The organism is Swingsia samuiensis, assembly GCF_006542355.1.
Taxonomy (GTDB): domain Bacteria; phylum Pseudomonadota; class Alphaproteobacteria; order Acetobacterales; family Acetobacteraceae; genus Gluconobacter; species Gluconobacter samuiensis.
Genome location: NZ_CP038141.1, coordinates 1,170,038 through 1,182,326, shown reverse-complemented (window position 1 = coordinate 1,182,326; position 12,289 = coordinate 1,170,038). Strand labels below are relative to the sequence as shown.

The 12,289-nt window shown below is 44.3% G+C and carries 11 protein-coding genes; 4 read left to right on the top strand and 7 right to left on the bottom strand.

Translation table 11 applies throughout. The features are described from left to right. Window positions 1-28 precede the first annotated feature (28 nt). Window positions 29-694 (top strand): TetR/AcrR family transcriptional regulator, encoded by a 666-nt coding sequence (locus tag E3D00_RS05435; protein ID WP_141460652.1) that lies wholly within the window; start codon window positions 29-31, stop codon window positions 692-694. Here E3D00_RS05435 and E3D00_RS05430 read toward each other — a convergent pair. Next, complete coding sequence (locus E3D00_RS05430; RefSeq protein WP_141460650.1) at window positions 691-2,271, bottom strand: DHA2 family efflux MFS transporter permease subunit; 1,581 nt, start codon at window positions 2,269-2,271, stop codon at window positions 691-693. The two genes, E3D00_RS05435 and E3D00_RS05430, sit on opposite strands and share 4 nt — an antisense overlap. After that, entirely contained in the window at window positions 2,268-3,359 is a 1,092-nt protein-coding gene (locus tag E3D00_RS05425; protein ID WP_141460648.1) for an HlyD family secretion protein, read from the bottom strand. The genes E3D00_RS05430 and E3D00_RS05425 overlap by 4 nt, the downstream gene beginning before the upstream one ends. Window positions 3,360-3,585: 226 nt before the next feature. Between E3D00_RS05425 and E3D00_RS05420 the strand changes: the two genes are divergently transcribed. After that, window positions 3,586-5,058, top strand: coding sequence for a flagellin N-terminal helical domain-containing protein (locus tag E3D00_RS05420; protein ID WP_141460646.1), 1,473 nt, complete (start codon window positions 3,586-3,588; stop codon window positions 5,056-5,058). 70 nt (window positions 5,059-5,128) lie between these two features. Then, entirely contained in the window at window positions 5,129-5,491 is a 363-nt protein-coding gene (locus E3D00_RS05415) for a flagellar biosynthesis regulator FlaF (protein ID WP_141460644.1), read from the top strand. On the opposite strand, the gene E3D00_RS05410 is transcribed toward E3D00_RS05415, so the two are convergent. Together E3D00_RS05410 and folD are read right to left on the bottom strand one after the other, a co-directional pair. Beyond that, entirely contained in the window at window positions 5,492-6,241 is a 750-nt protein-coding gene (locus tag E3D00_RS05410; protein ID WP_141460642.1) for a methylenetetrahydrofolate reductase, read from the bottom strand. 17 nt (window positions 6,242-6,258) lie between these two features. Then, the gene (gene folD / locus E3D00_RS05405; protein WP_141460640.1) at window positions 6,259-7,149 is read right to left on the bottom strand and encodes a bifunctional methylenetetrahydrofolate dehydrogenase/methenyltetrahydrofolate cyclohydrolase FolD; all 891 of its coding nucleotides are present in this window, start codon (window positions 7,147-7,149) and stop codon (window positions 6,259-6,261) included. On the opposite strand from folD, the gene E3D00_RS05400 reads away from it, so the two are divergent. Beyond that, on the top strand, window positions 7,142-8,296 hold the full coding sequence (locus E3D00_RS05400; protein ID WP_456316388.1) for a threonine aldolase family protein: 1,155 nt from the start codon (window positions 7,142-7,144) through the stop codon (window positions 8,294-8,296). The genes folD and E3D00_RS05400 overlap by 8 nt on opposite strands. 54 nt (window positions 8,297-8,350) lie before the next feature. Here E3D00_RS05400 and pgm read toward each other — a convergent pair whose 3' ends face one another. The 3 genes from pgm to E3D00_RS05385 form a co-directional block, all read right to left on the bottom strand. After that, window positions 8,351-9,997, bottom strand: a complete 1,647-nt coding sequence (gene pgm / locus E3D00_RS05395) for a phosphoglucomutase (alpha-D-glucose-1,6-bisphosphate-dependent) (RefSeq protein ID WP_141460636.1) — start codon at window positions 9,995-9,997, stop codon at window positions 8,351-8,353. 178 nt (window positions 9,998-10,175) lie between these two features. Beyond that, window positions 10,176-11,705, bottom strand: coding sequence for a Do family serine endopeptidase (locus tag E3D00_RS05390; protein WP_141460634.1), 1,530 nt, complete (start codon window positions 11,703-11,705; stop codon window positions 10,176-10,178). Between the two features lie 121 nt (window positions 11,706-11,826). Further along, window positions 11,827-12,285 (bottom strand): nucleoside deaminase, encoded by a 459-nt coding sequence (locus E3D00_RS05385; RefSeq protein WP_141460632.1) that lies wholly within the window; start codon window positions 12,283-12,285, stop codon window positions 11,827-11,829. Window positions 12,286-12,289: the final 4 nt, after the last annotated feature.

Genomic DNA, 12,289 nt, shown 5'->3' with positions numbered 1-12,289 from the left:
AAAAATTTATGAAGGATTTTGCGTTGCCATGATTAAACCGATCGATGCCCGATCCCATCTTTCGCCACAAAAAATCCAAGCCATTACCTGCCAAATGAATAACAAAAAAGAACAGATTTTGCGCGGGGCTGAAAAAGTTTTTCTGGCCGTTGGGTATGAGCGCGCCTCCATGTCGCAAATTGCACGAGAGGCGGGCGTATCCAAAGGAACGCTTTATAATCATTTCGATGGGAAAGCCTCCCTTTTTTCTGCTTTCTTTGAAGAGCAAACCACAACGAAACTCGCGACGATTGATGCTTTGGCCAAAGAAAACAACAAAAGCATACAGGAAAATATCTCTCAATTTGTAGCGGCTATTATACATCTTATGATATCGCCTATTTCCCAAGCATTGTATCGCATCCTGATTAGTGAGGTTACACAGTTTCCTAATCTGGCGGACACATTCTGGCGCTATGGATATACACGCACTCTGAACACTCTCTCGGAATGGTTGAGTAAAAAACATCACAATGGGGATCTTTTTGTTCCAGACCCCTCTTTTGCTGCTGAGCAACTGCTTATGCTGTGCCAAGCGCGGATCGTACATCGCAAACGTTTCATGCTGCCAGTCGATGATAGTCAAAAAGCGATTAATCAATTGATTAGTCTGACAACGGATGCCTTCATGAAAATATATGCTCCCCACCCTTAATGCCCTCCAGCAGCAGGTGTGGTATTTTTCGTGTCGTTGGGCGATAACAAAAAGCAGATTGGCACCGTGAAAAGAGTAATTACACCCAACCAACAGAAGACTTCATTATAAGCAAGCATCGATATCTGCACGGTAAATTCCCGCACAAGGCGATATATAGCAAAATCATGAGCTGCACTTGTTGTCAGGCCATGAGCCTGTGCCGTTTTTTGTACAGAACTAATGTAGTTTGAGAACTCCTGACGCGCAGGTGTCATATGATCTGTAACGTAGTTCTGGTGACGTTGCCGTGTTTCAATAATAGCAGCTGTCGCCAAAGAAATTGCCATAGAGCCAAAATAATTCCGTGCCATGCTAAATAAAGCAGAAGCATCTGAATTTAACTTTCGAGGCAATGTTGAATAGGCAATCGTTGAAATTGGCACAAACAAAAACGCCAAAGACGCAGTTTGACATACCCGATAAAAGGTCAAATGCCTGAAATCTGTTGCTTCATACAAATTGGCAGCCTGAAACATAGACATGCCCATAATAAAAAAGCCAAAAGCTATAAGGTAACGAAGTTGAATGAACTTCATTAAACGTCCCACAAAAGGAATGAGACACATAACAGCGACCCCACCTGGAGCAAGTACCATACCAGACGTTGTCGCCGTATATCCCAACACTTGTTGGGCAAATTGAGGAACAATGATCGCGGACGCATACAAAACCGCACCAACCATAGCCATCAAAAACATGCCAGTCGCAAAGTTACGGTCTTTCAATACACTTAATCTGACAAGCGGCTCTTTTGCGTAAAGCAACCAGACAATAGCTCCTACGATACCTAAAGCACCGAGAACCCCCATTGTTACGATGAAGTTTGATCCAAACCAATCATCATCTTCGCCACGGTCAGCCATAATTTCCAAGCAACCCAACCCTAACGTAATAAGGCTGATGCCAATAATATCTATCTTCTCTTTCTTTTGTTTTTCCCATGGTGGATCTTCCAGCAGAGCCAGCACAGCAAATACCGTTATAATCCCAAAGGGGACATTAACGTAAAAAATCCAGCGCCAAGAATAATTATCCGTTAGATACCCTCCCAGCATTGGTCCCAAAACAGGGCCAACCACTGTGGCAATCGCCGTCATTCCAAAAGCAGCCCCGCGTTTTTCTGGAGGGAAGATATCTAAAATAATGGACTGCTGGCTTGGCTGTAGGCCTCCTCCAAAAAAGCCCTGCAAGCACCGGAAGATAACCAACATGGGCAAAGATGTAGATAACCCACACAGAAAAGACATGACTGTAAACATGCCAATACAAATAAGAAAATATCGTTTCCGGCCGAAAAAGCGCGATAACCATCCTGAAATCGTTAAAACAATACCATTTGCGACAAGATAAGACGTCAAAGCCCAAGTCGCATCATCATAAGAACTTCCCAACGAACCGGAAATGTGGGGAAGCGCCACATTCACAATCGTTGTATCCAGAATCTCCATAAAAGCCGCAAGAGTCACCACCATGGCAATAAGCCATGGGTTATGTTTGGGCTTCCAATCCTTCTCTTGATCTGTTGTTTCGCTCATCGCGTATAAACCGTTGGAACGACGGAGAGACCTAATGCAAGAGGCACGTGTGGGTCTAAACCGCTATCAATCAATATTTTCACAGGAATACGTTGAACAGTTTTTACAAAGTTCCCTGTCGCATTTTCTGGAGGGAATGTACTGAATGACTCTCCTGAACCTAATTGAAGTGAATCTATATGACCTTTCAGTTTCAACTGAGGGTATGCATCAATTTCTAAATCAACTTTCTGTCCTGGCCGCATATGTGCCAGCTGCGTCTCTTTATAGTTCGCAACCACCCATACTTCAGGCTCAACAATCGAAAACATCTGTTGACCGGCTTGAACAAAATTCCCACGCTCAACATTACGTTGTGAAATCCAACCATCATTAGGAGCACGCACTTGCGTCCATTCCATATTAAGTTCGGCCTGCTTCAATTCAGCTTGAGCTGATTTAAGGGTGGCGTCCCCTTGGCTTACACGCGTATCTGCATTTCCAATATTTGCCTGAACAGGTTCTGCCTGATCAAGCTGACCTTGAGCCTGCAGAACATGTGCACGCGCACTATCCAAAGCAGCACGGGCATAATCAATATCTTGCTGTGACGTTGCAGCACGCGCAACAAGATGCTGGCGTTTATAATCCGTTTCAGACCTAAAAAGCTCTGCTTTTGCAGCTGATAAATTTCCCTGAGCGGTTAAAAGCTGCCCCGGATAATTTTTCCGGGCAACTTCAGCCATCAATTTATAGGCCTGAATATTGGCCATTGCCTGACTGACATCCGCACGCGCTTTATCTAAAGAAGCCTGATAATCACGATCATCAATCGTTACAAGCAAATCACCTTTGTGAACAAACTGATTATCGTTCACGAGCAATTGGGTAACATAACCATTTACATGCGGCGCAATGGCCACTTTCCGTCCGGTTGTATACGCATCATCCGTTTCAACCTCATTACGGGTTAGAAATATATAAGAAGCGACACCCAGCACAACTAAAATCACGAGCAACCACAAAGCAACCTTAACAACAGGGCTGCGTCTTTTTTTGGGTTTATCTATCATTTGTTCCTGTTCATTTTCATGGTCGCCTTGCGACATATGTTTCTCTTTCACTTTAAATTAATAGCTCTTTTTATAATCATCTGGATAAGATGATCTATATATTTATTAATGACCGATCGGTTCGGTCATTAATTTGCATACCCTTCAGCTGACTGCAAGAAAGAAAAATACAAAAAATCATTCCAACGAGTCGGCTATTTAAATTCCTTTAACCTCTTTTTCCTATTGTAGCAGCGCAATAATGCACCAAGGGAAAATTATTATGACAATGTCTATCAATACAAACACAGCATCACTCGCTGCATTACAAACCCTAAGCCAAACCACAGATGCCCTTAACAAAACAGAAAATGCAATCTCTACAGGTAAAAAGGTTAATAATGCAGCGGACAACCCTGCTATCTACTCTATTTCTCAATCCATGAATGCCAATATTTCTTCTTTATCCGGTGTTTCCACAGGGCTACAATTGGCAGGACAAGTTGTTAACACAGCGACAAAACAAACCCAGCAAATCTCCAGCATTCTTGCAAATATTGCATCAACAGTTACAAACTCAGCAAACAAAGCTGAAGATGAAGGCACTCTTAATCACCAGATTTCCAGCTATCTGACACAAATCAATACATCTGCACAAAATGCTACCTTCCAAGGTGTAAACCTTCTTGCAGGATCAACAGACAGCAATATCCAATACACCAACATCTCTGCTGCCCAAGATGCAAACGGCAATCTTTTCACACAAGCAGGAAGTAATGCCACAGCTATTGGCTTAGGTTTACAAAACCTAAGCACCAAGACGAAGGGAGCTACGCTCGATTTCTCCAAAGTAACAGCGTTTACAACGACTGGTGCAAAAGCAACGACCCTTACCCTTCAAAACTACTCAGCAACATCAGGTAACGGCACAGGTGGAAATCCATCTGTCACAAGCAGCTTCGTCCTGGATGATCAAACTGGCGGAAATTTAGCATCTACAGACGCTCTTGCAGCAGCTCTGGGAACAGCTGTCAGTGCAGCGACAGGCACTAAAGGTACTGTTACTGTTAACCCTGATGGATCTTTAGCATCTACAGCCATTAAGTCCCAAAGCACAGCTTCTGACGGTACGGTCACATATGATATTGGTGGTGGCAAAAATATCATTGCCTCAACGGATGCTAGTGGCAACATGACCTATAGCGTATCCACCGCAATTGATAGCAATGGGAATGCTACAAACATCACAAAAATTGTTGATGTTAATACAAGTAGTTCAGCTACCGAAACAGGCTCTCAAAAACTAAACGATGAAACCTCCTCTCTCATGAATGCTATGGACAATGCGGGTTTCGGCGTTTCACGCTCCAACAGTAACGTTTTAACAATTGCTGGTGGAAACCTAGATGCTGCTTCTGTTTCAGCAAGTAGCCTATCCAACATTACTGGCACGGTAGCAGCCAGCACAACATCAGGAACAGCAGTTGTTCAGCTCGCAGTTAAAGCAGCGATTAACACGATGAATTCTGTTTCCGATAATCTTGGTGTGGCTACCAATACGATCAGTCAGCTTCAAACATCCAATAGCGCTTTGTCAGATGCTCTAACAACGGGTGTCGGCGCTTTAACAGATGCTGATTTAGCGGCTGAAAGTGCGAAACTAACGTCTCTTCAAACGAAGCAACAACTTGCGATTCAGTCTTTATCAATCGCAAACTCACAATCTTCAAACATCATGAGCTTGTTCCGTAGCTAGTTTTTCTAAAGTGCCTGTGAAAAGCAGGCACTTTTTTACAATCATCTTTTCAATATGAAAGCAATTAAATGTGAGTTACGCAGCTCAACAATACCAAAAGCAGTCAGGAAATTATTTATCCTCACGCGAGGTCGAAGCGATGGCCTTTCGCTATGTCAACAACTTACTGAATAATGCAAACAGCCCTTCAGACAGAATCCTAGCAATATCAAACAACAAAAAGCTATGGACGAGTCTTCTGCGAGATGTCGAGCAAAGTCCGTTATCAGAAATACTCAAAAAAGATATTATCTCTCTGGGAATCTGGTCTTTAAAACACTCAAACCTTTCTCTGAGTAACTCTTTAAGCCTACAACCTCTCATTGATATCAACAATGATATGATTGCAGGCCTTTCAGCCCCATCTGCTTCAAGCCTCTCTCCACTCTCGTAATCAATACACTATAAAACTCTGAAGCTCAGTCAAATAAGCACCTAAATCAACACGTAAAGGCATCAGGTATGCATTATCATTCTGCTGCTTTACAAGCTGCAACATACGTTGGGCAAAGTGAATATTCCCCTCAAGAGAGAAATCATATTCTTTCGGAAACACAATATTATTCACACGTTCCCAATATCGGCGTGATTTTTCACCCAATACAGGAGAAATGCCCCAAAACACGGTTTCATCACGTAACCAATCCATCGACAACTGCAATAAGTTTGTATCAAAAATCGGTTGTGTGAAAAAACCTGAAGCTCCCGCCTCTTTTTTTCGTTCTAATTCCTCCAACTCTTCTTTTGGCGATCTACGATACGGATCAAACACCGCATATACCCTAAGGTGCGGTGCTTCTTTCTGGTATCTCTTTATAATATCAACTGACGTATTAGGATAAACCTCATGCTGTTCTGTTGGCGGAGGATCGCCCGCGACGACCAAAACCTCTTTAATCTCTGGTCGGTCCACACAAGGCAATGGAGCATCCGGAGCAATATCTATGGCCCGTATATGAGGAATAACGTTAAAATCTTTTTTTTCGGAATATGCAAAAGAAGCCGCTTCATAGCTTCTCAAATCAAACCGCAAAAGGTCCGGCACATTCAAAACATTAATCTGTGGAAGAATATTCTCAACAATCGTAATGTCTCGTAAAAGGTCTTCTTTTGAGCGGGGCACAAGCTCGATAGAAACTAACATTAGTGATGGTTACTCTCTTATAAAGATTGTGTAAGACGCGCTGCTTGTAAGGTATTATGCAACAAACAAGCTATCGTCATAGGACCAACACCTCCAGGGACAGGGGTAATGTGGCCCGCAATTGGCAATGCTTCATCAAAAGCGACATCACCCACTAGACGGGTTTTTCCCTCATCTGTTGGAACACGTGTAATCCCCACATCAATAACGGTAGCACCGGGCTTAATCCAATCTCCTTTTACAAGGCCATGTTTTCCTGTTGCGACAACAAGAATATCTCCCTCCCGAGCCAGAGCTCGCGTATCACGCGTATGAATATGCCCCATAGAAACTGTACAGTTTTGCTTCAATAAAAGCTGTGCCATTGGTTTTCCAACAAGGTTAGAGGCCCCAATAACAACCGCATGCTTTCCCGTCATATCTTTGTGAACGGATTGCAACAGCATTAAACACCCTAAGGGTGTGCACGGTATAATTCCATCAATACCCAAAGCAAGGCGCCCGGCGTTCACTTCTCCCAAACCATCTACGTCTTTATGGGGAGCAATGGCATTGGTAACCACAACAGGATCAATCTGTTCTGGTAATGGTAACTGTACCAAAATTCCGTGGATTTGTGAATTTTCGTTTAATTGCGCTATCAATTCCAATAATTCAGTTTGAGATGTGCTCTGAGGCAGCATATGCATAAAAGAACGCATCCCAGCGCGGTGCGTCTGTATCGCTTTGTTCTTTACATATACTTCTGAAGCAGGATCATTCCCAACAAGCACAACAGCCAAACCAGGTAAAATATTACCCTGTTCAATAAAGTGACTGACTTCCTGACCTATATGATCAGTTAATTTACGGGCGATACCTTTCCCGTCAATGAGTTTACCAGCCAATTCTGGGGACAAAATGCTCATGGGCTCTCCGGATGGCAACAAACTGAACCTTCAGTTAGGCTTTAATACAGTACGCGATCATCGCATGTATAAGGATAATTTCGTGTTAGAGGAAATACGCAAGAACTTCGCCAGTGACAATGTTACCCCTGCATGTCCTGAAGTGATGTCTGCTATTATAGCGGCAAACGATCAGAATGTCGCTTCTTATGGTGCGGATGAATTAAGTTTATCTCTCGATCACCATTTTGGAAAAACTTTTGAAACAGAAGTTGCCGTTTTCCCTATTGCTACAGGGACAGCAGCAAACAGCATTGCGTTATCAGCCCTTGTAAAACCTTATGCTGCCATCGTGTGTGATCAAAGTGCACATATCCATACAGATGAAGGTGGTGCCCCAGAATTTTTTACACATGGCGCTAAACTCATCTGCATTCCTTCAGCAGATGGACGAGTACCCGCCGACGCTCTTCCTGCTCTTTTTGAATCAAATGCCCAAAAAGACGTTTTAGCACCTCCGATTCAAGCTTTATCCATCACTCAAGCAAATGAATGGGGGCTCGTTTATGATCTAAACACCCTGACTGAACTTTCCAAAATCAGCCATGATCATAACGCTTATGTTCATATGGATGGAGCCAGAATAGGAAATGCCTTAGCCCACCTCCATTGCTCTCCCGCTGATATTACATGGAAAGCTGGAATAGATGTTCTTTCTTTTGGTGGAACAAAAAACGGCGCTATGGCCGCTGATGCTGTCGTCTTTTTTCTTAATGAGCGAACACGCCCCCTTATAGAAGACTTCCGCCGCCGCCTAAAACGCAGTGGGCACTTATGGTCTAAGCATCGCTATCTTAGCACGCAATTACTTGCGCTGCTTCACGATAATGTCTGGATTAAAAATGCAACACATGCAAACGCTATGGCCCAGCGCATAGCCGAAGGGCTCCGCAAACATGCTGCCGCGCAAATGCCATATGAGCGCCAAAGCAATGAAGTCTTCGTTATTTTGCCAGAACTTATGGTGCAAAACCTGCAAGAAGCCGGTTTCCATTTCTACCACTGGCCTACCCCAGAAGGTGTTTCAGGCCAACTCGTGCGTTTTGTTACCAGCTTTTACACACGCCCTGAAGATGTAGACGCATTGCTTGCTGAAATCTCTTCATAAATCCGTTTCCCCTGCCGAGGCTCTCTCAGCAGGGGGAAATCACATCCTACAAAATTAAGATGCAAAAACTTTAGAAATAGCTTCTTGAGCCTCTTTTTGTATCGCTTTCAAATGCTCTGGGCCTTTGAAGCTTTCTGCATAAATTTTATACACATCTTCAGTTCCGGATGGGCGTGCTGCAAACCATCCATTCTCTGTCACAACCTTCAAACCACCGATGGCTGCTCCATTCCCCGGTGCTTTTGTTAATTTGGCAAGAATAGGCTCACCCGCCAAAACATCCAGCGGGAACTGTTCTGGCGCAAGCTTAGAAAGCTTTGCTTTTTGTTCTGCATTCGCCGCAGCATCAATACGTTCATAATATGGCGTACCTAAACGCCCGATCAATTCATGATAATGCGCACTTGGGTTCTTTCCTGTCTTGGCCGTAATTTCAGCAGCTAATAAGCCAAGAACAATGCCATCTTTATCCGTCGTCCAGACCGAGCCATCACGTCTTAAGAACGTCGCTCCAGCGCTTTCTTCTCCGCCAAAGCCCAAAGAACCATCCATCAGCCCTGGAACAAACCATTTCAAACCGACAGGAACTTCAACGAGTTTACGACCCATTTCTTTAGCAACGCGGTCAATCAAACTACTACTCACCAACGTTTTGCCAATGCCAAGGCCATCTTTCCATTGGGGACGGTTTTGAAATAAATAAGATACGGCAACCGCAAGAAAATGATTAGGGTTCATCAAGCCATCTGGCATGGCTACAATTCCATGCCGATCAGCATCTGTATCATTGGCAAAGGCAACATCGAACCGCCCGCCCATCTCAATCAATCTTGCCATGGCATAGGGGGATGAACAGTCCATCCGGATTTGCCCGTCCCAATCAGCCGTCATGAACGAGAAAGTCAGATCAACAGCATCACTCACTACCGTTGCATTCAAGCCATAACGATCGATAATTGGCTGCCAATACCGAACCGCAGCTCCACCTAAAGGATCAATTCCGATCTTAATTCCTGAATCCCGAATAGCTTGCATATCAAGCACATTTTCAAGATCATTTACGTAGGGTGTTACAAAATCATATTTATGGATGTTCGGCGCTTTCTTTGCTTCTTCGTACGGTAAGCGCTTCACATCCTTCAGGCCATTTTCCAAAAATGAATTGGCCATATCCTGAATGTTTTTTGTAACAGATGTATCCGCTGGGCCACCATTCGGTGGGTTATATTTAAAACCACCATCTGTTGGCGGATTATGCGAAGGCGTAATCACCACACCATCTGCCAAACCTGTTTTACGACCTTTATTATACGTTAAAATAGCATGTGAAATAACAGGTGTTGGCGTATAACCATCATGTTCATCAATCCGCACATCAACGCCATGTGCAGCAAAAACTTCTATAGCCGATTTCTGAGCAGGCTCGGATAAAGCATGGGTGTCCATCCCCATAAATAACGGCCCATCAATACCTTCTGCCTTGCGATGGCGACAAATCGCTTCACAAATCGCAAGAATATGCCCTTCATTAAAACTTGTATGTAAAGAAGAACCTCTATGCCCAGATGTGCCAAATGAAACACGCTGCGTCCCTATGGAAACATCTGGTTTACGATCATAATAGGCAGCAACCAGAGCTGGAATATCGGTCAATTGAGACTGATCTAATGTTTTTCCAGCAAGTGGACTGATATGAGCCATTGATCCAAAATCCTTCATACAATTGTACTATAAGCCACCGTAAAACGATTGCCTTTCACCAGAACACAAGAGCGGATCTGCACTTTCCTGTCTAGTTGTACTTTTTCTCTACCCATATAAATAAAAAGCGAGGGAAACGTTCCCTCGCTTACAATATGTCATACTAAACACTTAGTTCTTAAGGCATATCATCTTCATCACCAGAATTGTCATCATCCGTCCCATTAGGGGACACCGCAACAAAAAGCTGTTGACCATCCCTCAATATTCTCAGCAAAGGCGGCTGTTTACGTGACAGAGCATCCTTCACTTGCGCAACAACCGCTTTCGGTGTTGTGGTCATGTGGTTACTCACTGCAACAATAATATCGCCTGGACGAATACCAGCCTGATCAGCTGGAGACCCTTGAGCAACATCCGCCACCACGGCACCTTGTACCGTATCATCCAATCCTAGTTCTTGACGTGCTCGCGGGGTTAAAGAAGCAAGAGAGACACCTAATTTCCCAGGACCAGAGGACTGAGGCGTTTCACCACCATCTTTATTATGCCCATGATCTTGACTGGATAAGTTCCCAACAACAAACGGAACATCCAAAGGCTGGCTATCCCGCAAAATACCAAGTTTTGCTTGAGCGCCCGGAGCAATCATCACAACCTTAACGGCCAAATCATGAGCGTTCTTAATCGGTTGCCCATTTAACTTTAGGATAACATCCCCGCTCTTAATACCAGCCTTTTCTGCTGGACTACTCTTAGCCACTGACGCAACAAGCGTTCCGTGAGGAGGGCTTCCAGGCTCAGCAGATTTTAAGTTCAGCGCTTGGGCCATCGTTGATGAAATATCTTGCCCCTCAATCCCCAGATAGCCACGCGTTACATGACCTGTTTTTTCCAACTGGGTTACGACAGAGCGTACTGTATTCGAAGGAATGGCAAAACCAATTCCAATTGACCCCCCTCCATTAGGAGAGAAAATCATAGAATTAATGCCGACAACTTTTCCATCTTGCGTAAAGAGCGGTCCACCAGAATTACCATGATTAATTGGCGCATCAATTTGGATAAAGTCGTTATACGCACCAGAATGCAGATCACGTCCAAGAGCAGACACAATCCCGGCCGTTACCGTTCCTCCAAGGCCATACGGATTCCCAACAGCGATCACCCATTCACCCGGCTGAACCTCATCCGAATCACCTAACTCAATAAAAGGCAGCTTTCCCGTCGGTTTAACCTTCAGTAAAGCCACATCTGTCTTGGAGTCTTTTCCTATAACTTTGGCAGGCAAGCGTGTGCCATCATCCAACGTAACGGTAACTTTTGTCGCACCATTTACAACATGGTTGTTGGTTACAACGTAACCATCCGACGAAATTATAAACCCTGACCCACGGGCTTCCACCGTCCGGTTAGCGGGTTGTTGTGGCATCATTTGAAACGGGAATGGGAAAGGAAACGGCATCCCTTGCGCCCCTTCACCTCCCTCTGGGCCACCTTCCTCTTGTTCAGCAACATCAGCTTTTATATGCGCTGTAATAGAAACGACAGCTGGCTTCACCTGCTTCACAAGATTTACAAAATTTGGAAGAGCCTGAACATTAGTCTGTGGTTTAATGGCTCCATTATCTGCCCAAGCAATAGGAGCGGTAGCAAGAGCTGTCGCAGCCGTAAAAGCAACGAGCACAGAACGAAAGCGTGAAGTCATATAAGTCCCACATAATAAGGAAACAGATTCTACGTAATTTTTGCAGTATGAACTATGCTTTCATTCTACAATCTGACGAGAAGGTGAAACATTCGTAAGATGAGATATTCTTATCGTGTTTTTATCTCAATTGTTGGAAAAAACCCTTGAGTAACTGCGATATTTCTCTTCCTCTCACTCCACCAATTATTTCTGGTTTATGAAAGCAGCTCCTCTTCTCAAACACCCGTGCCCCATGCTCAACCCCTCCCCCTTTTGGGTCATAAGCTCCAAAAACCAATCGCTCACACCGAAAATGAGAAATAGCAGCAGCGCACATAGCACAGGGCTCTAACGTCACGACCACTGTACATCCCACTAATCGCGGAGAACCTACCTTCTGCGCCGCTAAACGCATCGCAAGCAACTCCGCATGCGCTGATGCATCATACGTCTCTTCCACGCGGTTATGTGCAATCGAAAGCGTCTCTCCGTCAGGAGACAACACGACAGCGCCAACAGGCACCTCACCTTTTAACGCGGCTTCTTGAGCGGCTTTAAAAGCTTTTTCCATAGCGTGGCTTGTATCAAACTTGATCATAATG

What these genes read in the sequence shown, in the direction of transcription:
- E3D00_RS05430 (WP_141460650.1), bottom strand. Translation starts at nt 2,271, where the DNA reads ATGAGCGAAACAACAGATCAAGAGAAGGATTGGAAGCCCAAACATAAC.
- E3D00_RS05420 (WP_141460646.1), top strand. Translation starts at nt 3,586, where the DNA reads ATGACAATGTCTATCAATACAAACACAGCATCACTCGCTGCATTACAA.
- folD (WP_141460640.1), bottom strand. Translation starts at nt 7,149, where the DNA reads ATGAGCATTTTGTCCCCAGAATTGGCTGGTAAACTCATTGACGGGAAA.
- E3D00_RS05385 (WP_141460632.1), bottom strand. Translation starts at nt 12,285, where the DNA reads ATGATCAAGTTTGATACAAGCCACGCTATGGAAAAAGCTTTTAAAGCC.
- E3D00_RS05410 (WP_141460642.1), bottom strand. Translation starts at nt 6,241, where the DNA reads ATGTTAGTTTCTATCGAGCTTGTGCCCCGCTCAAAAGAAGACCTTTTA.
- E3D00_RS05390 (WP_141460634.1), bottom strand. Translation starts at nt 11,705, where the DNA reads ATGACTTCACGCTTTCGTTCTGTGCTCGTTGCTTTTACGGCTGCGACA.
- E3D00_RS05435 (WP_141460652.1), top strand. Translation starts at nt 29, where the DNA reads ATGATTAAACCGATCGATGCCCGATCCCATCTTTCGCCACAAAAAATC.
- E3D00_RS05425 (WP_141460648.1), bottom strand. Translation starts at nt 3,359, where the DNA reads ATGTCGCAAGGCGACCATGAAAATGAACAGGAACAAATGATAGATAAA.
- pgm (WP_141460636.1), bottom strand. Translation starts at nt 9,997, where the DNA reads ATGGCTCATATCAGTCCACTTGCTGGAAAAACATTAGATCAGTCTCAA.
- E3D00_RS05400 (WP_456316388.1), top strand. Translation starts at nt 7,142, where the DNA reads ATGCTCATGGGCTCTCCGGATGGCAACAAACTGAACCTTCAGTTAGGC.